Consider the following 22,200-nt stretch of genomic DNA (forward strand, 5'->3'; position numbering starts at 1 on the left):
GAGGAATGAAGTCAGGGGCACGCTCAGTCGACAATCACCCGGGTGCCAGGGCCCAGGCATATGCTCAACTGATTGCCGGCCCGGTCGAAGGCGCAATAGGGCAGGGGCTTGCGGGTGATGGCCTGCAGCGGTGGAAGGATGAAGGCCGCCCCCAGCACCAGGGCCCACAGGGTCCGCAGCAACAGCAGCTTGCGATGGGCGGGCGGACGCGGTTTGAGCCGCTGCTGGCGCAACAGGTAGACCCCGCTGTAGACCAGGGCAAAACCGAACACCATCACGTAGTCCAGCTCCCGGGCCTGGATGCTGAAGATCAGGTTGCCGTCGAAATCATCCGGGTAGTTGATCCGCCACCACAGGCCCAGCAGCAACTGCACCAGCCCGGCGACGATCCAGGCCAGGCGCGCGCCGGGCACTCGGGTCAGCAGCGCCAGCACCAGGCCCAGGACGCTGAGGGCCCAGCCGCCCAGGTACATCAGAAAACCCATGGAACCGCCGAACAGGGTGCCGCCAACGTCCCGGGGGACGATCAGGTTCAGGTTGCAATGGATCATGGTGGCCGTGGGCGCGGCGACGGCGATCCAGCACAGCGGGTAGTAGAGCCGGGACCAGAGGGTGTACAGGCGGGACATGAAGGAACTCGAGAGTAACAGGGACGATGAGGGAGGGCGGCTCAGGTTCAAACCAACAGCCAACCGCAGGCAACCGCGAACAGCAGCAGGGCGATGCTGATGCCCGCCAGGGGAATGCGAAACCAGTAACGGATGGCCAGGACCCAGAGGCTGGCGAGAAACCCCAGGCCGATCAGCAGCAAGCCACGGGCCTCCAGCAGCAGGGCCGGGTGCAGCCAGGCCAGGTAGCCATAGACCAGGCCGAACAGCATGGCGCCCAGGCTGTGGCTGGCGTTGAAGCCGACCCAGGCCCGCCACAGGCTGGTCTGGCCAGTGATCATCGGCGACACCTGGCGCATGCGTTCGGCCAGGGCCGGATCACGGGGCTGGAATTTGTCGGTGGCGAAGGTGTAGATCAGGTGCAGGGTGCCGAGCAGCAGCACGATGGCTGAGCTGGCGATGATCAGGGCGGGGGCCAACACGTTTCTTCCTTGGGCGGTGCTCGGGTGCGCGGAGTATGCAGCGGCGCCCGAGGTTTTGCACCTGCGGGCGCGGCTTTTTTTAGCGGCACGGGGCAGGGCGGCGGGCGCCCTGCCCAGGGGCTCAGAAGTGCTCGGCGTCGAGGCCGAACAAGGAGGCACTGCCGGCGCGGATGCTCTGTTCCAGGCTGAGGATGCGCGGCAGCATGCGGCTGAAGTAGAAGCGTGCGGTGGCCAGCTTGGCACCGTAGAAACCGTGGTCCTCGGAGCGCTTGTGCTCGGCCACCTGGGCCATGCGCGCCCACAGGTAGGCATAGGCCACGTAGCCGAACAGTTGCAGGTATTCAACGCAGGCGCTGCCCACTGCGTTGGGGTTCTGCGCCGCTTGTTCGCGCAGCCAGTCGCTGAGGTCTTCCAGGCGTTGCACCGCGTCCAGCAGCTCGGCGGCGTAGGCGGCGCCGGGCAGGTAGGCGTAGTCGCGGATCTCGCCGGTGAACAGGCGCAGGGCCACGCCGCCGTTACCCACCACCTTGCGCCCCAGCAGGTCCAGGGCCTGGATGCCGTTGGTGCCTTCATAGATCTGGGCGATGCGCACATCCCGCACCAATTGCTCCTGGCCCCATTCGCGGATATAGCCGTGGCCGCCGAAGATCTGCTGGCCCAGGACGCAACTGTCCAGGCCGGTGTCGGTAAAGAACGCCTTGGCCACCGGGGTCAGCAGCGCCACCAGGGCTTCGGCGTTTTGCCGCTCATGGGGCTGGTCGGCGAACTTGGCCAGGTCCAGCTGCTGGCCGACGTAGCTGGCGAAGGCCCGGCCGCCTTCGGTCATGGATTTCATCGACAGCAGCATGCGCCGCACATCGGGGTGGACGATGATCGGGTCGGCGATCTTGTCCTTGGCCACCGGGCCTGTGGGGGCACGGCTCTGGATACGTTCGCGGGCATAGGTGCGGGCGTTCTGGTAGGAATTCTCGGCGCAGCCGATGCCCTGGATGCCGATGGACAGGCGCTCGTAGTTCATCATGGTGAACATCGCCGCCAGGCCTTTGTTGGCCTCGCCGATCAGCCAGCCGGTAGCGCCGTCGAAGTTCAGCACGCAGGTGGCCGAAGCCTTGATGCCCATCTTGTGTTCGATGGAACCGCAGCTCACCGCGTTGGCCGCGCCGAGCACGCCGTTGGCATCGACCTGGATCTTCGGCACCAGGAACAGCGAGATGCCCTTGGGCCCGGCCGGGGCGTCCGGCAGCTTGGCCAGCACCAGGTGGATGATGTTTTCGGTCAGGTCCTGCTCGCCGCCGGTGATGAAGATCTTGCTGCCGCTGATGCGGTAGCTGCCGTCGGCCTGGGGCTCGGCGCGGGTGCGGATGATCCCCAGGTCGGTGCCGGCGTGGGCCTCGGTCAGGCACATGGAGCCGGCCCAGCGGCCTTCGTACATGGGCGGCAGGTACAGCGCCTTGAGGGCTTCACTGGCGTGGGCGTCGATGGCCAGGCAGGCCCCGGAACTCAGGGCCGAGTACAGGGCGAAGCTGGAGTTGGCGGCGTAGAGCATCTCTTCGAACTGCACCGCGAGCATCTTCGGCATGCCCATGCCGCCGTAGGCCGGGTTGCCGCTCAGGCCGACCCAGCCGCCCTGGATATAGGTGCTGTAGGCCTCCTTGAAACCGGCCGGGGTGCGCACCTGCCCGGCGTGCCAGCTGGCGCCTTCCTCGTCGCCGCTGCGGTTGAGCGGGGCGATCAGGTTGCCGGTGACCTTGGCTGCCTCTTCGAGAATGGCATCGGCGGTGTCGCCGTCCACGGTATCGGCCAGGGCCGGCAGACGGGCCCAGAGCTTGGGCGCATTGAACACTTCATGCAGGACAAAGCGCATATCGCGCAGCGGAGCGTTGAATTCGGGCATTGCAGGAACCTCGGGCAAAAGGGGAGGTTGAACGGCCGTGGCCGCATGAATCGAAAATGACCGTAAATCCCCTTTGTAGGAGCCGGCTTGCCGGCGAAGAGGCCCGCAAGCCATGCATGGTCCTGGCCGACGCCTTCGCTGGCCAGCCAGTTCCTACGGGGGGGCGGCAAAATCGCCATCGCCGGCCAGCCGGCTCCTTCAGGGGGTGTGTATTCAGGCTAGAGGTTTTTCGCCATGTCGCGCAGGACGAATTTCTGGATCTTGCCGGTGGAGGTCTTGGGTAATTGGCTGAACACCACGGTGCGCGGCACTTTGAAGCCCGCCAAGTGCTCGCGGCAGAAGGCGATGATGTCTGCTTCGCGCACGTCCTGATGATCGGCCTTGAGGGTAATGAAGGCGCAGGGTGTCTCGCCCCATTTTTCGTCGGGCCGGGCCACCACCGCCGCTTCCAGCACCGCCGGGTGGCGATAGAGCACACCTTCCAGTTCGATGGTGGAGATGTTCTCGCCGCCGGAAATGATGATGTCCTTGAGCCGGTCGCGAATCTCAATGTAGCCGTCCGGGTGGGTCACCCCCAGGTCGCCGGTGTGGAACCAGCCGCCCTCGAAGGCCTCGGCGGTGGCGCTGGGGTTCTTCAGGTAACCCTTCATCACGGTGTTGCCGCGCATGAAGATCTCGCCGATGGTCTGGCCGTCCCGCGGTGTCGGTTCAAGGGTTTTCGGGTCGGCCACCATCACCCCTTCCAATGTGGGGTAGCGCACGCCCTGGCGTGACTTGATCTGCGCCCGCTGCTCCAGGGGCAACTCGTCCCAAGCGGCGTGCCAGGCGCACAGGGTGACCGGACCATAGACCTCGGTCAGGCCGTAGACGTGGGTCACCTTGATGCCCATTTCCTCCACCGCACCGATCACCTTGGCCGGCGGCGCGGCTCCGGCCACCATGGCGTTGACCGGGTGGTCGATGGCGGCCTTGGCGGTGTCGGGCATGTTCACCAGGGCATTGAGCACGATGGGCGCGCCGCACAGGTGGGTGACCTGATGTTCGCGAATCAGGTTGAGGATCTTCTGCGGATCGACCCGGCGCAAAAACACATGCACCCCGGCCAGGGCGGTGACGGTCCAGGGGTAGCACCAGCCGTTGCAGTGGAACATCGGCAGGGTCCACAGGTACACCGGGTGGTTGCCCATGGCCCAGGTCATCTGGTTGCCCAGGGCATTGAGGTAGGCGCCGCGGTGGTGGTAGACCACGCCCTTGGGGTTGCCGGTGGTGCCTGAGGTGTAGTTGAGGGCGATGGCTTGCCACTCGTCATCCGGCCACTGCCAGGCAAACTCGGGATCGCCCTCGGCGAGAAAGGCCTCGTAGTCCAGCTCGCTGACCGGCTGGCCTTCGCCGTATTCCGGGTCGTCGAGATCGATCACCAGAGGCGGGTGATCGAGCATGGCCACGGCGGCGTGGATCACCTCGGAGAATTCGCGGTCGGCGATCAGCACCTTGGCTTCGCCGTGGGCCAGCATGAAGGCGATGGCCTCGGCGTCCAGGCGCACATTGAGGGCATTGAGCACGGCGCCGATCATCGGCACGCCGAAGTGCGCCTCAAGCATCGCCGGAATGTTCGGCAGCATCACCGCCACGGTGTCGTTCTTGCCGATGCCGCGCCCGGCCAGGGCCGAGGCCAAGCGCCGGCAGCGGCTGTAGGTCTGGGCCCAGGTGCGGCGGATCGAACCGTGGATCACCGCCGGATAATCGGGGTAAACCGCAGCGGTGCGTTCGATGAAGCTCAAAGGGGAGAGGGCAATGTGATTGACGGCAGTCGGCGCCAGGCCTTGCTCGTAGATGGACATGGTTCGGGTACCCGGTGGCTGATTATTAGCTCTATTGGCCGAGGCTTGGATGGCGTGTGCTGTGTACCTGGGGCACCCACTGTAGGAGCCGGCTTGCCGGCGAAGGCGATCTCACGGGCCCCTTCGCTGGCAAGCCAGCTCCTACGGCCGGGCGTTCCCCGTCAATCGTGCCCTACAGGCAGGTACGCAGCACACCCAGCGAAAGCTCGGTGACTTATCCGGGGTCTTTTATATACTGTTTGTCGATTGATATGGAAGTACTACCTGAGTTGTATAGTAGTTATACTATAAAAAGAATCCGCCACTCCGGCCCCGAGATTGATCGACCATGCCCGACTCCACCCACCTGCGTCACTGGCTACGCCTACAGCGCGAAGGCTGCTTGCCGGATTCGCCCTGGCTTGGCCATGACCCGCAACCCAGCCTGTTGCTGGACGCCCAGGCGCAGCCGCTGGACCTCAATCCGGCATTGCGCCAGTGGCTGGACGGCGCGGCCAGCGACGAGATCGCGGCCCTGCTGCCGGTCAATCACCCAGCCCTGGTGCGGGCCTGCCTGGAGCAGCAGCGGGCCATCGAACAGGTGGAGGCCCAGTGGGGCGAGCGGATCCTGCTCTGGAGCTTTATCCCCGATCCCCTGCGACAGCGGGTGCTGGCGCGCTGTCAGGAAGCCACCGCCCAGGTCCAGGCCGAACGCGAGTCGGCCAAGGCCCGGCGCCTGTACCGGTTGATCACCGAGAACACCACCGACCTGATTTCCCGGCACACCCCGGACGGCAGTTTCCTCGACGCCTCGCCGGCTTCCTGGACCCTGCTCGGCTACTGGCCCGAACAACTGCGTGGCCTGCTGGCCCGCAGCCTGTTCCACAGCCAGGACCTCGCTGGGTTGATGCAGCGCACTCAGGACGCCCTGGAGCAGGACGGCTACCACACCATGACCTACCGCATCCGCCATCGCGACGGTCATTACCTGTGGTTCGAAACCGCCTGCCGCGGCATCCGCGACACCTACACCGGCACCGTGGTGGAAGTGGTGGCGGTGTCCCGGGACATTACTGCCCGGGTCCAGGCCGAGGAGAACAAGCGGCGCCTGGCGGAAGTGGTGGAAGCCAACCCCGACCCGGTGCTGTTCATCCAGCCCGGCGGCGCGGTGACCTACCTCAACCCGGCCGCCCGGCGCACCCTGGATCTTGCCACCGGGCAGGCGATGCCGGAACTGGCGGCGATCCTCAGCCAGGAAGTGCTGCAGAGCCTGCAACAGGAAGGCTGGAGCTGTGCCGAACGCAGCGGCCGCTGGAGCATCGAGACGCGCCTGCAACCCCCGGCGGGCGGCAGTTCGGTGCCGGTGTCGCTGATGCTCCTGGCCCACCGCGCCGCCAGTGGCGAGCGCTTCTATTCCCTGGTGGCCCACGACCAGAGCGAGCGCGAACTGCGCGAGGCCCAGCAGCGCCATCACCAGGACGAACTGGCCCACACTGCGCGCCTGGTGACCCTGGGCGAACTGGCCTCAGGGATCGCCCACGAGATCAACCAGCCGTTGGCGGCGGTGGTCAATTACGCCAACGCCAGCCAACGCTATTTGCAGGCCCTGGACACTCAGCCGGAGGCCGCTCGCAAGGTCGCCCAGGGCCTGGAGCGGATCGCCGAACAGGCAACCCACGCCGCCGAAGTGATCAAGCGCCTGCGGGCTTTTCTGCGCAAGGGCGGGCGCCGGGTCCAGGCCCTGGATATCGCCGAAGTGGCCCGGGAAACCGTGCGCCTGTGTGCCTGGGAAGCCCAGGCCTGTCAGGTGGCGATCGAGCTGCGGCTGGCGGATAATCTGCCGCCGGTGTACGCCGACCGGGTACTGCTGGAGCAGGTGCTGCTGAACCTGCTGCGCAACGCCATCGAGGCCAATCGTGAGGTGCATCCGCAGCAGGCCTCCCACATCGTCCTGGGGGCCGAAGCGGCTGCCGGGGGCGGAGTGCAGGTCAGCGTCAGCGACCAGGGCCCCGGAGTCTGCGCCGAACAGCTGCCTCAGCTGTTCACCCCGTTCTACACCAGCAAGGCCAATGGCCTGGGGCTCGGGCTGTCCATGAGCCGCAGCATCGTCGAGGGCTTTGGCGGCGACTTGCAGGCCCAACTCCAGGACCGAGGCTTGATGATGTGCTGCCACCTGCCGGCCACGGCCCCGGCCGATCCGGATGCAGCTTCCCACCCGACAACAGGAGCAAGGCAATGACCCGTGAGGTGCAGCAGGTGGTGTATGTGGTCGACGATGACCCGGGCATGCTCGACTCCACCGTCTGGCTGCTGGAGTCGGTGGGCCTCAAGGCGCTGCCGTTCACCAGTGGCCGGGAGTTTCTCGAACACTGCGACCCCAGCCTCAACGCCTGCGTGCTGCTGGATGTGCGCATGCCCGGCATGGGCGGGCTGAATGTCCAGGAACAACTGCGTCAGCGCGATATCCGTCTGCCGCTGATCTTTGTCAGCGGCCACGCCGACGTGCCCATCGTGGTCCGGGCGTTCAAGGCCGGGGCGGTGGATTTCATCGAGAAGCCCTACAACGAACAGTTGCTGCTGGACAGCGTGCAGCAGGCCCTGAGCCGCGCCGACCGCCATCAGCACCAGAGTGCCGGGCAGGCCCGGGTGCAAGGTTTGCTGGAGAGCCTGACGCCACGGGAGAAAGACGTGTTGCTGCCCCTGGTGCAGGGCTATACCAACCGCGAGATCGCCGAGCAGCTGGGGGTCAGCATCAAGACCATCGATTTGTATCGCTCACGGGTGATGAAGCGCATGCAGGCCGAGCACCTGCCGCAGCTGGTGGGCATGGCGATTGCCGCCGGGCTGGTGGAGCCGCTGCAACTGCGCTGAGGTTCAGGCCACCGCGCTGCGCACGGGGATGCCACCGAGCAGGCGCTCGATGGCGCCGCTCAGCAGGTTTTCCAGCAGGGCTTCGCGTTCACGTTCGGGCAGCGGTTGTTCACTGAACCAGCTGGGGGCGCTGTTCAGCAGATTGGCCAAGGCATGGGCGGCGGCACGTTGGGCCGGCAGGCCGAGGCCGGGCGGGGTGCCCAGCAGTTGCAGCAACTGTTGCTCGTAACGCTCGCGCAATTGCCCGACCCGCAACTGCTGGTCGGGGTTGAGGCAGCCGCTGTCTCGCTCCACCAGACGAAAATGCCGCGGCAATTCCCGGTGCAGTTTCAGGTGGGCGCGGATCAGCGCCGGCAGGCAGTCGCCCTGCAACTTGCGCCGCTGCAAACGCTTGAGGGTGCTGTGCAGCTCATCGAAGAACTCTTCGATCAGGTCCAGCAGCAGGTGCTGCTTGCTCGGGTAATGGTGGTACAGCGAGCCCGGGGTCAGCCCCAGATGGCTCGCCAGCTCACGCATGCCGACCTGGCCGAAGCCCTTGCTGGCGAACAGCTCCAGGGCCTTGTCGCGGCTTTCGGCAAAGCGTGAGCAGCGCTCAGCCATAGGTATGGAAACCCCGACCGGTCTTGCGGCCCAGGTAGCCGGCGGCGACCATTTCCTTGAGCAGCGGCGCGGGGCGGTACTTGCTGTCGTTGAAGCCGTCGTAGAAGGCTTCGAGGATCGCCAACAGGGTGTCCAGGCCGATCAGGTCGGCCAGGGCCAGCGGGCCGATCGGCTGGTTGCAGCCCAGGCGCATGCCGGCGTCGATGTCTTCGGCGCTGGCCAGGCCTTCCTGGAACACCAGGATCGCCTCGTTGATCATCGGCACCAGGATGCGGTTGACCACAAAACCCGGGCGGTTGCCGGCGGTGATCGCGGTCTTGCCCAGGCGCTGGGCCATATTCATGGCCAGGGCGTGGGTCGCGTCGCTGGTCTGCAGGCCGCGGATCACCTCGATCAAGCCCATCACCGGCACCGGGTTGAAAAAATGCAGGCCGATGAAACGCTCCGGCGCGCTGACGCTGGCGGCCAGTTGGGTGATGGACAGCGACGAGGTGTTGGAGGCGATCACGCACTCGGTGCTGACCTGGGCGGCGATCTGTTGCAGCACCTTGAGCTTGAGATCGAGGTTTTCGGTGGCGGCTTCGATCACCAGCTGGGCGTCCTTGAGCACGCTGTAATCGGTACTGATGCGGATCTTGCCCAGGGCGGCGCGCTTGTCGTCTTCGCTCAAGGTGCCCTTGCTCACCTGCCGGTCGAGGTTCTTGCCGATGGTGGCCAGGGCCTTTTCCAGGGCGCCCTGGGCGATGTCCAGCAGGGTCACCTCGAAGCCCGCCTGGGCACAGACCTGGGCGATGCCGTTGCCCATGGTGCCGGCGCCGATCACACCGATATTCGCAAGATTCATCTTCAGCTCTTCCTTTGTTCATTGCCTTCGCGGAGCATGGCGCGGTTGCCTTGCACAGCGCGTTATCCAGCGCGAGTCTAGAGCCCGGCACGGTGGCCGGCCTATGCCGAAAGCGGTCAAGGGTGCTGGCGTTTTTTGCCATAGGTCCAGCTACGGGAGCACAGCCTCTACATGCGTGAAACGGATTCGGTCGCGGTCTACTTTGTCCGGGTGATGACCCACGCCCTGCGCCAGCAGCCGGCACGCCTGGCGGCGGTGCTGAGGGAAGCCGGCATCGACCCGGCGTTGCTCGACCAGCCCCGGGCCCGGGTGCCCGGCAGCGCCTTTGCCGCGTTGTGGCTGATCCAGATCCGCGAGTTGCAGGATGAATTCTTCCAGCTCGACTCCCGCGGCATGCCGCCGGGGGCTTTCGCCCTGATCTGCCGCGGACTGATCCAGGAGCCCAACCTGGAAAAGGCCCTGCGCCAGTGCCTGAACAACTTCGGCCTGTTCCTGCGGGACGTCGGCGCCAGCCTCAGCCTGCGGGGCAAGCGTGCGGTGCTTAGCCTCGACAGCCGCTGCGACGACCCGCTGCGCAGCCATTACGCCGAGGAAACCCTGCTGGTGCTGATCATCAGCCTGCTGTGCTGGCTCGGCGGGCGGAGGATACCCATCGACCGCGCCGACTTTCGCCATTCACGCCTGAGCCTCAGCGACGATCCGCTGCTGTGGGGCAGCAACCTGACCTGGAACGCCGGGCGCACCGAGATCGAATTTGCCAGCCGCTTTTTGCGCCTGCCGGTGGTCCAGGACCTGGCCTCGCTCAAGGTGTTCCTGCGCAGCGCCCCGCAATGGCTGGTGATCCGCTTTCGCAACCAGCACGGCCTGACCACCCAGGTGCACCAACGCCTGCGGGGCAGCCACTACAGCCAGTGGCCGACCCTGGAAGCCTTCGCCCGCGAAGTGCAGATGAGCGCCAGCACCCTGCGCCGGCGCCTGGAGCGCGAGGGCGGCTCCTATCAAGAGATCAAGGACGAAGTGCGCCGCGGCGTCGCGGTCGAGCTGCTACGGCGCTCGGCGGCCAGCATCAGCGAGATTGCCGAACTCACCGGCTTCCAGGAGCCCAGCGCCTTCCACCGCGCGTTCAAGAAATGGACCGGCGAAAGCCCCGGGCGCTACCGCGCGCGTTTTCAGCCCGGCCGCTGACACCGGGCCCCCTGTAGGAGCTGGCTTGCCAGCGAAGGCGTCCTCAAGGTCACCGCACAATCTGAAGGCCCATTCGCCGGCAAGCCGGCTCCTACGGTCGGTGGGGGTCAGGCCGGGCTGCGGCCGGGCATCTGGATGCCGTGCTGCTGCACACGGCGGTACAGGGTGGCGCGGGAAATGCCCAGGGCCTTGGCCGCTGCTACGGGTTTCCAGCGGTGGCGTACCAGGGCATCCAGCAGGGCCTGGCGCTCGGGGCTGGTGGCGGTTTCCAGGGCGGGCAGGGCGCCTTCGGCCTCGGCGCCGCGCAGTTGTTCAGGCAAATCATGCAGCTGGATCAGCGGCCCTTCGCACACGGCGCAGGCGTAGCGCAGGACATGGCGCAATTGCCGTACGTTGCCCGGCCAGCGGTAGCCCAGCAGGCATTCCAAGGCCACTTCGCCCAGTTGCACCAGCGCGCCGCAGCGCTTGGATTCTTCTTCGACTATCCGGGTGATCAGCGCCAGCCGATCGCTGCGCTCGCGCAGGGGCGGCAACTGAAAGCGTGCGCCGCCCAGGCGGAAATACAGGTCCTCGCGAAAACTGCCCTCGGCCACCAGCGCTTCCAGGTCGCGGTGGGTGGCGCAGATCACCTGAATATCCACCGCCTTGCGTTGCGCGGCCCCCAGAGGTGCCACTTCACCCTCGGCCAGCACCCGCAGCAGGCGGGTCTGCAAGGCCAGGGGCATGTCGCCGATTTCATCGAGGAACAGGGTGCCGCCATCGGCCTGTTGCAGCAGCCCCTGCATGCCCTTGTTCGAGGCCCCGGTAAAGGCCCCGGCGACGTAGCCGAACAGTTCGCTTTCGATCAGGTTCTCGGGAATCGCCGCGCAGTTCACTGCGACGAAGGGCCGGTCCCGACGCTGGCTGGCCTGGTGCAGCTGGCGGGCGAAGACTTCTTTGCCGGAACCGGTCTCGCCCTGGATCAGCACCGGCAAATGCCGGTCCTTGACCCGCACTGCCAGGCGCAGGCTCTGTTCCACCCGTGGGTCCAGCGGTTCGCCGGCCAGGCTCAGGCGCGGGCGACTCTGGGGTCGGCGCGGCGCCTGCAAGCGGCCATGCAGCTCGGCAGACAGCGGGCACAGGGCCTCGTCCCGGGCGCGCTGCAACAGCTGCGAGTCGAACACCTGGGCGATGTGCTGCGGCAGCCGCCCAAAGCGTTGTAACAGGTAATGACGCGCCGCCGGGTTCAGCGCCCGCAGGCAACCGTCGTCGTCCCAGGCCAGCAGGTAGTCCGGTTGGCTGTCGACATAGCCCGGGCTGGCATGGGCCCGCAGCACCCAGTAGCCCTGGGCGCTGTTCATGAAGAACGCTTGTTCGATCTCCCGGGCGCTCTGCACCACCATCTGCCGGATCAGGTGCTGGGAACGGCGGTCATCCGGGGAGCGCACCGCCGACACATCCAGCACCCCCAGCAGCTCGCCCTGGGGATCGAACACCGGGGCGGCGGAGCAGGTCAGGCCGATGAACGCGGCGCGAAAATGGTCGCGCTTGTGCACGGTGATCGGCGTGCGCGCAGTGAGCACCGCCGCCACGCCGCAGGTGCCTTCTTCACCCTCCGACCAGCAGGTGCCCAGGTACAACCCGGCCTTGCGGCAGTCGTTGCGCAGGGTGGACTCCACCCGGTAGTCGATGGTCTGGCCCTGGGCGTCGGTGAGCAGCACGCAGTAGTCGGCGTCGCGCACCCGGCCATGCAGGCGGGCCACTTCTTCGCTGGCGATGCGCAGGAACAGCTCGGAACGCTCGCGGCATTCCTTGAGCAGGTTTTCGCAGAGGATGCGCGGCCCTTGCAGCGAGCCGGGGTCCAGCTGGTGCTGCTCCATGGAGCGGCGCCAGGAATCGAGGATCAGGCTCGGCACCGGCGCCTGGGGCAGGTGCGCGGCATTTTTCAGGACCCGGCTGACGCAGTCCACGTGGGCTTTGGAGTGTGCGGAAAGCATGAAGGCCTCCGGTTGCAGCTTCTTATCGTTGTGGGCGCATTAAGCGCCGATCCATGCCCCTCGACAAGCACCGGCTGGTACGGCGACGCCGCTGAGACGCAACGTCTCAAGGTCTCGCCAAGGCTCCGTGCAGCCTGACATGCAACGTCTCACAGACGGCTTTCCTCAACGCTATACAACAAGCAGGTCAGCCGCTCTGGAACGGCCTTCTGCAGAGGTTTTCCGACAACTGGCACCGGCCTTGCTCTGGCCCTTGGCAACCAGTCCTTGGCAACCAGCACCGACTGGCCCATCGAAGAATAAGAACGAGGTGCCCGATGTTTTCTCCTGCCTGTGATCCGCCCGCGGTGAGCCTATGAGCCGCCGCCCCCTGACCGTCGGTATCATCGCCAACCCGGCTTCGGGCCGCGACGTGCGCCGCCTCACCGCCAATGCCGGCCTGTTCTCCAGCACCGACAAGGTCTCGGTGATCCAGCGTCTGCTGGCGGCCTTTGGCGCCACCGGCATCGAGCAGGTGCTGATGCCCACCGACATGACCGGCATCGCCGCCGCGGTGCAGAAGAACAGCCGCAGCCGCCAGGCCCGGGAGCAGCACTGGCCGGCCCTGGAGTTCCTCGACCTGACCCTGCGCCAGAGCGTCGAGGACACCCGCCAGGCCGCGCGCTGGATGGCCGAGCGCGGGGTGTCGCTGATCGCCGTGCTCGGTGGCGACGGCACCCACAAGGCGGTGGCCGCTGAGGTCGGCGACATCCCGCTGCTGACCCTGTCCACCGGCACCAACAACGCCTTTCCGGAACTGCGCGAAGCCACCAGCGCCGGGCTGGCCGGCGGGCTCTATGCCAGCGGCCGGGTGCCCGCCGAGATCGCCCTGCGGCGCAACAAGCGCCTGCTGGTGCGCGAGCCGTCCCGGGGCCTGTGCGAAGTGGCCCTGGTGGACGTGGCGGTGTCGCCCCTGGCCTTCGTCGGCGCCCGGGCCATCAGCCGCGCCAGCGATCTGGCCGAGGTCTTCGTGACCTTCGCCGAGCCCCAGTCCATCGGCATTTCCGCGCTCTGCGGGTTGTGGCTGCCGGTCACTCGCCAGGAGCCCCACGGCGCCTGGATGCGCCTGGACCCGCAGTCTCCCGAAGCGCTGCTGGTGCCCCTGGCCCCCGGCCTGCTGCAGGGCTGTGGCGTGCTGGAGGCCGGCTACCTGCAACCGGAGGTGCCCCAGCCGCTGTGCCTGAGCGCCGGCACCCTGGCCCTGGATGGCGAGCGCGAGATCGAATTCAACCCCCACGACCGGCCCACGGTCACCCTGGATGCCGGCGGCCCGCTGAGCATCGACGTCAACGCGGTCCTGGCCCACGCGGCGCGCCAGCGCCTGCTGGCCATCGACCGCGATCACCGGCAACACCCCGTGAACCTTCAGTCCGAAGACACCCTGGAGAATAAAAATGTCGACACCCCTGACCACTGATCAGTTGCTCCACGCCTACCGGGTGATGCGCACCATCCGCGCATTCGAAGAACGCCTGCACGTGGAATTCGCCACCGGCGAGATTCCCGGTTTCGTCCACCTTTATGCCGGGGAAGAAGCCTCGGCCGCCGGAGTCATGGCCCACCTGCGGGACGATGATTGCATCGCCTCCAACCACCGGGGCCACGGCCATTGCATCGCCAAGGGGGTGGACGTCTTCGGGATGATGGCGGAGATCTACGGCAAGAAGACCGGGGTCTGCCAGGGTAAGGGCGGCTCCATGCACATCGCCGATTTCGAGAAGGGCATGCTCGGCGCCAACGGCATCGTCGGCGCCGGGGCGCCGCTGGTGGTGGGCGCGGCCCTGGCCGCCAGGCTGCAAGGCACCGACGGCGTGTCGGTGGTGTTCTTCGGCGACGGCGGCTCCAACGAAGGCGCGGTGTTCGAGGCCATGAACATGGCCTCGGTGTGGAACCTGCCGTGCCTGTTCATCGCCGAGAACAACGGCTACGCCGAGGCCACCGCGTCCAACTGGTCGGTGGCTTGCGATCACATCGCCGACCGCGCCGCCGGCTTCGGCATGCCCGGGGTGACGGTGGACGGTTTCGATTTCTTTGCGGTGCACGAAGCCGCCGGCGCCGCCGTGGAACGGGCCCGGGCCGGGGAGGGGCCGTCGCTGATCGAGGTCAAGCTGACCCGCTACTACGGCCACTTCGAGGGCGACGCCCAGACCTACCGCGCCCCCGACGAGGTCAAGCATTACCGCGAGCACAACGACTGCCTGATGCAGTTCCGCGAGCGCACCACCCGTTCGGGGCTGGTGCAGGCCAGCCAGCTGGACCAGATCGATGCCGACGTGGAAGCGCTGATCGAAGACGCGGTGCGCAAGGCCAAGACCGACCCTAAACCGAGCCCCGCCGATCTGCTCGCCGACGTGTACGTCACTTACCCATAACGCCCCACAGAACAACAAGAGACCACCATCATGGCGAGAAAAATCAGTTACCAGCAGGCCATCAACGAAGCCCTGGCCCAGGAAATGCGTCGCGACCCCAGCGTATTCATCATGGGTGAAGACGTGGCGGGCGGCGCCGGAGCCCCCGGCGACAACGACGCCTGGGGCGGCGTGCTCGGGGTGACCAAGGGCCTCTACCATCAATTCCCCGGGCGGGTGCTGGACACCCCGCTGTCGGAAATCGGCTACGTCGGCGCCGCAGTCGGCGCTGCCACCCGCGGCGTGCGCCCGGTGTGCGAATTGATGTTCGTCGACTTCGCCGGCTGCTGCCTGGACCAGATCCTCAACCAGGCGGCGAAGTTTCGCTACATGTTCGGCGGCAAGGCCCAGACCCCGCTGGTGATCCGCACCATGGTCGGTGCCGGGCTGCGCGCTGCGGCCCAGCACTCGCAGATGCTCACCTCGCTGTGGACCCACATCCCCGGGCTGAAAGTGGTCTGCCCCTCGTCGCCCTACGACGCCAAGGGCCTGCTGATCCAGGCCATCCGCGACAATGACCCGGTGATCTTCTGCGAGCACAAGCTGCTCTACAGCCTGCAGGGCGAAGTGCCGGAAGAGTCCTATGCGATTCCGTTCGGCGAGGCCAACTTCCTGCGCGATGGCAAGGACGTGACCCTGGTGTCCTACGGGCGCACGGTGAACACCGCCCTGGACGCGGCCCGTGCCCTGGCCGGACGCGGCATCGACTGCGAAGTCATCGACCTGCGCACCACCAGCCCGCTGGACGAAGACAGCATCCTGGAAAGCGTGGAGAAGACCGGGCGCCTGGTGGTGATCGACGAAGCCAACCCGCGCTGCTCCATGGCCACCGACATCTCGGCGCTGGTGGCGCAAAAAGCCTTCGCCTCCCTCAAGGCGCCGATCGAAATGGTCACCGCGCCCCATACGCCAGTGCCGTTCTCCGACGCCCTGGAAGACCTGTACATCCCCGACGCGGCGAAGATCGAAAAAGCCGTGCTCACTGTGATCGAGTGGAGCCGCTGATGAGCCAGATCCATACCCTGACCATGCCCAAGTGGGGCCTGTCGATGACCGAGGGCCGGGTCGATGCCTGGCTCAAGGAGGAGGGGCAGAGCATCAGCAAGGGCGATGAAGTGCTGGACGTGGAGACCGACAAGATCTCCAGCAGCGTCGAGGCGCCGTTCTCCGGCATCCTGCGCCGGCAGATCGCCCGCCAGGATGAAACCCTGGCGGTGGGCGCGCTGCTGGGCATCGTGGTCGAAGGCGAGGCCAGTGACGCCGAGATCGACGCGGTGATCGAGCAGTTCCAGGCCAGCTTCGTGCCCGGCGACAGTGCCGACGAAGACAGTGGCCCGGCGCCGCAGAAGGTCGAACTCGACGGTCGGCTGATCCGCTACTTCGAGCGCGGCGAAGGCGGTACACCGTTGCTGCTGGTGCACGGCTTTGGCGGCGACCTCAACAACTGGCTGTTCAACCACGAAGCTCTGGCCGCCGGGCGCCGGGTGATTGCCCTCGACCTGCCGGGCCACGGCGAATCGGCCAAGGCCCTGCAACGGGGCGACCTGGACGAATTGAGCGAGGTGCTGCTGGCGCTGCTGGATCACCTGGACATTCCCGTGGCCCATCTGGTGGGCCACTCCATGGGCGGCGCGGTGTCCCTCAACACCGCGCGGCTGGCGCCGCAGCGGGTGCGCTCGCTGACCCTGATCGGCAGCGCCGGGCTGGGCCGTGAGATCAACGGCGACTACCTGCAAGGTTTCGTCGAGGCCAGCAACCGCAACGCGCTGAAGCCGCAACTGGTGCAGCTGTTCTCCAACGCCGAGCTGGTGAACCGGCAGATGCTCGACGACATGCTCAAGTACAAGCGCCTGGAAGGGGTGCAGGCCGCCCTCGGGCAGTTGGCCGGCAAGCTGTTCGCCGACGGTCGCCAGCAGGCCGACCTGCGCCCGGTGGTGCAGGACGGCGCGCAGCCGGTGCTGGTGATCTGGGGCAGCGACGACCGGATCATCCCGGTCAGCCATAGCGCCGACCTCAAGGCGCAGATCGAGGTGCTGCCGGGGCAGGGGCACATGCTGCAGATGGAAGCGGCGGAGCAGGTCAACCGCCTGATCCTCGACTTTATCCGCCAGCACTGAGGTTTGCTGCGGCGGCCAGGGGGCCGTCGCAGCCCTATAACAATCAGGAGAAGCCAAGATGAGTGTTTCCCTCAAGTCCGTTCCGAGCATGCGCGCCGCGGTCTGGCACGGCCGCCACGATATCCGCGTCGAAGACGTGCCGCTGCCCGATGCGCCCTCGGCCGGCTGGGTGCAGATCCGCGTCGACTGGTGCGGCATCTGCGGTTCCGACCTGCACGAATACGTGGCCGGGCCGGTGTTCATTCCGGTAGACGCGCCGCACCCGCTGACCGGGATCAAGGGCCAGTGCATCCTCGGCCACGAGTTCTGCGGCGAAATCATCGCCCTGGGTGAAGGGGTCCAGGGGTTCAGTGTCGGCCAGCCGGTGGCCGCCGACGCCTGCCAGCACTGCGGCACCTGCTACTACTGCACCCATGGCCTGTACAACATCTGCGAAAACCTGGCCTTTACCGGGCTGATGAACAACGGCGCCTTCGCCGAATTGGTCAATGTCCCGGCCAACCTGCTGTACGCCTTGCCGGAGAACTTTCCCGCCGAGGCCGGGGCGCTGATCGAGCCGCTGGCGGTGGGCATGCACGCGGTGAAAAAGGCCGGTAGTTTGCTGGGGCAGAACGTGGTGGTGGTCGGCGCCGGCACCATCGGCCTGTGCACCATCATGTGCGCCAAGGCCGCCGGCGCGGCCCAGGTGATCGCCCTGGAAATGTCCGGCGCGCGCAAGGCCAAGGCCCTGGAGGTGGGCGCGACCCACGTGCTCGACCCCAAGGAGTGCGACGCCCTGGCCGAGGTCAAGCGCCTGACCGGCGGATTGGGCGCTGATGTCAGCTTTGAATGCATCGGCAACAAGCACACCGCCAAGCTGGCCATCGACCTGATCCGCAAGGCCGGCAAGTGCGTGCTGGTGGGGATTTTCGAAGAGCCCAGCGAGTTCAACTTCTTCGAGTTGGTGGCCACCGAGAAAACGCTGCTGGGGGCCCTGGCCTACAACGGTGAGTTCGCCGATGTGATCGCCTTCATCGCCGATGGCCGCCTGGACATTGCGCCCCTGGTGACCGGGCGCATTCAGCTGGAAAAGATCGTCGGCCAGGGCTTTGAGGAGCTGGTCAACAACAAGGAACACAACGTCAAGATCATCGTGTCCCCCGGTCAGTTGCGACGCTCGTAAGCGAGCGATTTGGCGATGGCCGGCCGCGGCCATCGCACTTTTTTACAGTTTTGCGTTCTATCACCAGGCCTGGCCGCGCCGATCCCCGCCGCAGCCCGTGAATTTCGACCCGGTGCCGATGGCCTACGCTCCCTCTTCTTGCATGATGCAAACCCGCTTTCAGCGCCTGTTTCTGGCGGCGCTGCTGATGTTCAGCGTCTCTGCCTGCACCCAGCAGCAAGGCCGTGATATCGCCAAACAGTTTCGTGAAGGCAAGCCTGACGAATTCTTCCAGACCAGCGTCGACCGCATGGCCACCATCGGCATGCGCGACAACCTGCAGAGCCTGTACCTGTTGATGGGCAAGCTCTACCTGCGTAATCCCAGCCAGTGGCGCAAGTCGGGTTTCCCCGATGGCACCACGGCGCAACGGGAGATTCGCAATGCCATTGAACAACGCCAACCGTTGCCGGCCCTCGGCGATCGCCGTGACTTGGCGGCCTTGAGTTATTCCTTGAGCCCGGAGTTTCAGGGCGATCGGGTCGGGGCCTTCATCTACGCCATTGGCAGCATGCTGGTGACGGCGCATGGCGGGCGGACCGAGTTCTACATGACCGATAGCATCGATCCGCAGTTCATCAGCAATGCGGCGCGCAATATTGAAAAAGCCACCTGGCTGTTGAGCCAGCGCCAGGATGCCAATGGGGTGCTGTTGCTGTTTTCCAATGAGATTTCCGAGGAGGGCAGCAATCTGAGTTTTGCCGTGGAGTTTGGGAAGATTGTGGCGCGGTTGGATTTGTTGACGCGGATTCTGGATGAGCGCTATCGGCGGGTGGGGTTCAATTATGCGCAGAGTCTGCTGCTGATGAATTTTTTGCCGGTGCAGTAGTAGGGAGGCGGAGCACTCATCTTGCTCCCGCTCGGGAGCGTAGCGGTTGTAGAACTTGAGGGTGCGGTCTGATTGGTGGGCATATCCGTTGCTGCGGGTGCGGCGGCTGGCGGTTTCGCCCTTACGGCGAGTCACTTTGGAAAGCCGGAATGCCGGCCCAACCCAAAGTAACCAAAGGCTCTTGCCCCTCCACTCGGTGCCTCGCCTAGGCTCGGCATGCCCGAACTCCGGCATTGATCCGTGGGCCGCCGCCACCGGCCATCCCTGGCCGGGTGGCGGCTAACCCGGCATCCCTGCCGGGTTACCCACGGCTCAATGCCTGCGTTCGGCCATCGTGGTTAACGGGGCGTTCAGATCAAGATCAAGATCAAGAGCGTGACGGCGGCCTTGCGGCCGGCCTGAAGCTAAGGATGGGTGCGTTTCTGTAGGAGCTGGCTTGCCAGCGAAGGCGTCGGCCCGGGCGCTGCATGACTTACGGGCCTCTTCGCCGGCAAGCCGGCTCCTACGCGGCGTTTCAATCCCATGTAACAAAAAACGCTCTGATTTCAGGCCATTCCGAGTTTCTTGCGGGCCATCAGCAGGGCTACGACGCTCAGTGCTGCTGCCAGCATCAGGTAGAAACTCGGTGCCAGTGGCGAGCCGGTCAGGGCAATCAATCCGGTAGCGATCACCGGGGCAAAACCGCCGAAGATCGTGACGCCAAGGTTGTAGCTCAGGGACATGCCGGTAACCCGGGTACGCACCGGGAAGATGTCCGCCATCAGCGATGGCAGGGGGGCGAAGTACACCGCCTTGATCAGGGCCATCATCGCCACCACCAGCAGCAGGGAGCTGGCGCTGGGGCGGCTGTTGAGCCAGAAGAACGCCGGCAGGATCGCTACGGCGTAGACCAGCGCCGCCGCCAGCATGATCTTCAGGCGCCCGATATGGCCGGACAGGTAGCCGACGATGGGCGTGACGATGGTCAGGATCAGGCCGCCGGTGAGGGTCGCCAAAAAGCCCGAAGACTGGGCGATGTTCAGGCTGGTGGCGGCGTAGGAGGGCATGTACTGGATCATGTAGTTCGAGGCGGTGGACACCACCAGGGTGCCCATGGCGATCAGCAGCAGGGTCTTTTGGCTGAGCAGGACTTCGCGCAATGGGCGCTCTCCCGGTTCGCTGGCTTTGAAGTCCGGCGATTCGTCGACGGTGCGGCGGATGTACAGGCCCACCGGGCCTAGCAGCAGGCCGAAGAAGAAGGGCACGCGCCAGCCCCAGTCGAGCATCTGCTGGGCATCGAGGTGCTTGGTCAGGAAGTAGCCGAAGGTCGAGGCAATGACCACGCCAAAACCCTGGCTGGCGAATTGCAGGCTGGCGACAAAGTGTCGGGTGCGTGGTGGGGCGTGTTCCAGCATGAAGGCGGTGGAGGTGCCGAATTCGCCGCCGGCGGAGAAGCCTTGCAGCAGTCGGGCCAGGAGGATGCCGATGGGCGCGGCGAGGCCCAGGGTGGCGTAGCTGGGCATGATGGCGATCAGCAGGGTGCCCGCCAGCATGATCAGGATCGACAGGGTCAGGGCTTTCTTGCGGCCTCTGCGGTCGGCGTAGGAGCCCAGTACCGCCGCGCCCAGGGGGCGGATCAGGAACGAGATGCCGAAGGTGGCAAAGGCCAGCAGCAGGGAGAAGGTCGGGTCGGCCGTGGGAAAGAACACCTGGCTGATGGTCAGGGCAAAGTAGGCGTAGATCGACAGGTCGAACCACTCCAGGGTGTTGCCGATCAAGGCGGCGCCTATGGGTTTCCACAAGGGCTTGGGTTCGACCCGGATCGCGGTCGAGGTGGCGGCTAACTCTGTCATACAGGACGCTCCTGCTTATTGTTGGATTTTGAGCGACAGGTGCCCGACTTGAGTCGGGCGGGTTGAGCGATGGCCTCAGGCCCGGGGCAGGTCCCCCAGGTCCCAGAACAAGGCCGTCATGATCTCCAGGCCCTCGCGAATCACCGGTAGCAGCAGGTGTTCGTCCGGGGCGTGCTGCGAGCAGCCGGGGTAGGAGTGGGGAATCCACAGGGTCGGCAGCCCCAACACTTCGGCGAAGATATCGTTGGGCAGGGTGCCCGCCAGGTTCGGCAGCAGGGCCAGACGCTGGGTACTGCTGTTGCCGATGGAGGCTTTGGCGAAACTGACCCAGGGGTTGTCCGGGTCCAGGCGGGTGGCCGGGGAGCAGCGCTCCATGACGATCTCTACCTGGCTGAAACCTTCGCGGTCCAGGTGCGCCCGCAACAGGCTTTGCAGCTGTTGCCAGGGCGTGCCGAGGACAAAGCGCAATTGGCAGAAGGCCACGGCCCGGGGCGGAATCGCATTCACCGGTTTTTGTGGATTGCCGGTGCTGAAGGCGAGGATTTCCAGGGTGTTCCAGGCAAACAGGCGCTCGCCCAGGGTCAGCCCCGGTTCGCCCCAGTTTTCGTCCAGAGGGCGGCCCAGGGAGTCGCGCTGGATCTCCAGGTCGGCGATGGCGGCGCGCACGTTGTCGGGAATGTTCGCCGGCACCAGTTCGCGGCAGCGGATGCGGCCGTTCTGGTCCACCAGGCTGGCCAGGGCGTTGGCCAGTACCACGCCGGGATTGCTCATCACGCCCCCCCAATTGCCCGAGTGCAGGCCCTTGTCCCGGGTGTTGACCTCCAGGCGGAACTGCGCAGAGCCGCGGGAGCCGAGGAACAGCGTCGGCCGGGCCTGATTCAGGCGCGGGCCGTCGGAGGCGATGAACACATCGGCTCGCAGCAATTCACGCTGCTCCTGGCACAGTTGGCGCAGCCCCGGGGAGCCGGCTTCCTCGCCCATTTCGAACAGCAGTTTGAGGTTGAAGCCCAGGCGCCCGTCGCGAGCCTTGAGCACCTGCTCCAGGGCGGTCAGGTTGATGCTGTGCTGGCCCTTGTTGTCGGCGGTGCCACGGCCGTACCAACGTTCGCCTTCCAGGGTCAACTGCCATGGATTCAGACCCGCGCGCCACTGTTCGGCATAACCGGGCACCACGTCGCCATGGCCGTAGCTGAGCACCGTGTGCAGGGCCGGGTCTTCCAGGCGCGTGGCAATCAGGAAGGGGCCGCCGGCCTCGGGGTTGGCCAGCAGTTGGCAGTCGAAGCCCAGGCGCTGCAATAGCGGCTGGATTTCCTCCAGCAGGTAGCGCGGCAGTTCATCGGCATGGGCCGGGTCCTGGCTGTCACTGGCAAACGCCACCCGGCGCCTCAGGTCTTGTTCAAAGTGGCCATCGTCCAGGTACTGGCGCACGCCAGCGAGGGCAGCTTGCTTGGTCATTGCAACTCCGGTCGGGCAAGGGGAACGGGCCCATGG

Annotated in this window: 17 protein-coding genes and 1 pseudogene; 9 read left to right on the forward strand and 9 right to left on the reverse strand. The window is 66.0% G+C overall.

Translation table 11 applies throughout. The features are described 5' to 3' along the window. Nucleotides 1-23 precede the first annotated feature (23 nt). From ACSSVC_RS14890 to ACSSVC_RS14905, 4 genes are all read right to left on the reverse strand, one after another. A complete protein-coding gene (locus tag ACSSVC_RS14890) occupies nt 24-629 on the reverse strand; it encodes a hypothetical protein (protein ID WP_346631637.1) in 606 nt (201 codons plus the stop codon). Nucleotides 630-676: 47 nt separating this feature from the next. Continuing rightward, entirely contained in the window at nt 677-1,090 is a 414-nt protein-coding gene (locus tag ACSSVC_RS14895; RefSeq protein WP_346631636.1) for an LIC_13387 family protein, read from the reverse strand. A 121-nt stretch (nt 1,091-1,211) separates the two neighbouring features. Next, entirely contained in the window at nt 1,212-2,984 is a 1,773-nt protein-coding gene (locus ACSSVC_RS14900; protein ID WP_346631635.1) for an acyl-CoA dehydrogenase C-terminal domain-containing protein, read from the reverse strand. A gap of 218 nt (nt 2,985-3,202) precedes the next feature. Beyond that, nucleotides 3,203-4,825, reverse strand: a complete 1,623-nt coding sequence (locus ACSSVC_RS14905; RefSeq protein ID WP_346631634.1) for an acyl-CoA synthetase — start codon at nt 4,823-4,825, stop codon at nt 3,203-3,205. A gap of 328 nt (nt 4,826-5,153) precedes the next feature. On the opposite strand from ACSSVC_RS14905, the gene ACSSVC_RS14910 reads away from it, so the two are divergent. Then, nucleotides 5,154-7,043, forward strand: a complete 1,890-nt coding sequence (locus tag ACSSVC_RS14910; protein WP_492612454.1) for a PAS domain-containing sensor histidine kinase — start codon at nt 5,154-5,156, stop codon at nt 7,041-7,043. Beyond that, nucleotides 7,040-7,675: a response regulator transcription factor gene (locus ACSSVC_RS14915; RefSeq protein ID WP_492612455.1), complete on the forward strand. Its 636-nt coding sequence runs from the start codon at nt 7,040-7,042 to the stop codon at nt 7,673-7,675. Before ACSSVC_RS14910 ends, ACSSVC_RS14915 begins: the two co-directional genes overlap by 4 nt. A gap of 3 nt (nt 7,676-7,678) precedes the next feature. Here the strand turns inward: ACSSVC_RS14915 and ACSSVC_RS14920 are convergent, their stop codons facing one another. Both ACSSVC_RS14920 and ACSSVC_RS14925 read right to left on the reverse strand, forming a co-directional pair. After that, the gene (locus ACSSVC_RS14920; protein ID WP_346631631.1) at nt 7,679-8,275 is read right to left on the reverse strand and encodes a TetR/AcrR family transcriptional regulator; all 597 of its coding nucleotides are present in this window, start codon (nt 8,273-8,275) and stop codon (nt 7,679-7,681) included. Continuing rightward, nucleotides 8,268-9,119, reverse strand: a complete 852-nt coding sequence (locus ACSSVC_RS14925) for a 3-hydroxybutyryl-CoA dehydrogenase (protein ID WP_492612456.1) — start codon at nt 9,117-9,119, stop codon at nt 8,268-8,270. The genes ACSSVC_RS14920 and ACSSVC_RS14925 overlap by 8 nt, the downstream gene beginning before the upstream one ends. Before the next feature lie 171 nt (nt 9,120-9,290). Here ACSSVC_RS14925 and ACSSVC_RS14930 point away from each other — a divergent pair, with 171 nt between their 5' ends. Next, nucleotides 9,291-10,304, forward strand: coding sequence for an AraC family transcriptional regulator (locus tag ACSSVC_RS14930; RefSeq protein WP_492612457.1), 1,014 nt, complete (start codon nt 9,291-9,293; stop codon nt 10,302-10,304). 107 nt (nt 10,305-10,411) lie between these two features. Here ACSSVC_RS14930 and ACSSVC_RS14935 read toward each other — a convergent pair whose 3' ends face one another. Further along, nucleotides 10,412-12,280: a sigma-54-dependent Fis family transcriptional regulator gene (locus ACSSVC_RS14935; protein WP_492612458.1), complete on the reverse strand. Its 1,869-nt coding sequence runs from the start codon at nt 12,278-12,280 to the stop codon at nt 10,412-10,414. 355 nt (nt 12,281-12,635) lie between these two features. Between ACSSVC_RS14935 and ACSSVC_RS14940 the strand changes: the two are divergent. The 6 genes and pseudogenes from ACSSVC_RS14940 (at nt 12,636) to ACSSVC_RS14965 (ending at nt 18,877) form a co-directional block, all read left to right on the forward strand. Further along, nucleotides 12,636-13,711, forward strand: a pseudogene (locus ACSSVC_RS14940) (ATP-NAD kinase family protein). Nucleotides 13,712-13,713: 2 nt separating this feature from the next. After that, nucleotides 13,714-14,691, forward strand: a complete 978-nt coding sequence (locus ACSSVC_RS14945; protein WP_236204160.1) for a thiamine pyrophosphate-dependent dehydrogenase E1 component subunit alpha — start codon at nt 13,714-13,716, stop codon at nt 14,689-14,691. Nucleotides 14,692-14,721: 30 nt separating this feature from the next. Further along, nucleotides 14,722-15,735, forward strand: a complete 1,014-nt coding sequence (locus ACSSVC_RS14950; RefSeq protein WP_065363510.1) for an alpha-ketoacid dehydrogenase subunit beta — start codon at nt 14,722-14,724, stop codon at nt 15,733-15,735. After that, nucleotides 15,735-16,847, forward strand: a complete 1,113-nt coding sequence (locus ACSSVC_RS14955; protein ID WP_446440563.1) for an acetoin dehydrogenase dihydrolipoyllysine-residue acetyltransferase subunit — start codon at nt 15,735-15,737, stop codon at nt 16,845-16,847. Before ACSSVC_RS14950 ends, ACSSVC_RS14955 begins: the two co-directional genes overlap by 1 nt. Nucleotides 16,848-16,935: 88 nt before the next feature. Then, the gene (locus tag ACSSVC_RS14960) at nt 16,936-18,009 is read left to right on the forward strand and encodes a 2,3-butanediol dehydrogenase (protein ID WP_492612567.1); all 1,074 of its coding nucleotides are present in this window, start codon (nt 16,936-16,938) and stop codon (nt 18,007-18,009) included. 145 nt (nt 18,010-18,154) lie between these two features. Beyond that, nucleotides 18,155-18,877: a hypothetical protein gene (locus ACSSVC_RS14965; protein ID WP_492612568.1), complete on the forward strand. Its 723-nt coding sequence runs from the start codon at nt 18,155-18,157 to the stop codon at nt 18,875-18,877. Nucleotides 18,878-19,422: 545 nt separating this feature from the next. Here ACSSVC_RS14965 and ACSSVC_RS14970 read toward each other — a convergent pair. Both ACSSVC_RS14970 and ACSSVC_RS14975 read right to left on the reverse strand, forming a co-directional pair. After that, nucleotides 19,423-20,709, reverse strand: coding sequence for an MFS transporter (locus ACSSVC_RS14970; RefSeq protein WP_492612459.1), 1,287 nt, complete (start codon nt 20,707-20,709; stop codon nt 19,423-19,425). A gap of 75 nt (nt 20,710-20,784) precedes the next feature. Further along, nucleotides 20,785-22,164 carry a M20 family metallopeptidase gene (locus ACSSVC_RS14975; protein ID WP_492612460.1) on the reverse strand — a complete coding sequence of 460 codons (1,380 nt, stop codon included), beginning with the start codon at nt 22,162-22,164 and terminating at the stop codon, nt 20,785-20,787. Nucleotides 22,165-22,200: the final 36 nt, after the last annotated feature.

Source organism: Pseudomonas sp. E1BtOHC1 (assembly GCF_058744285.1).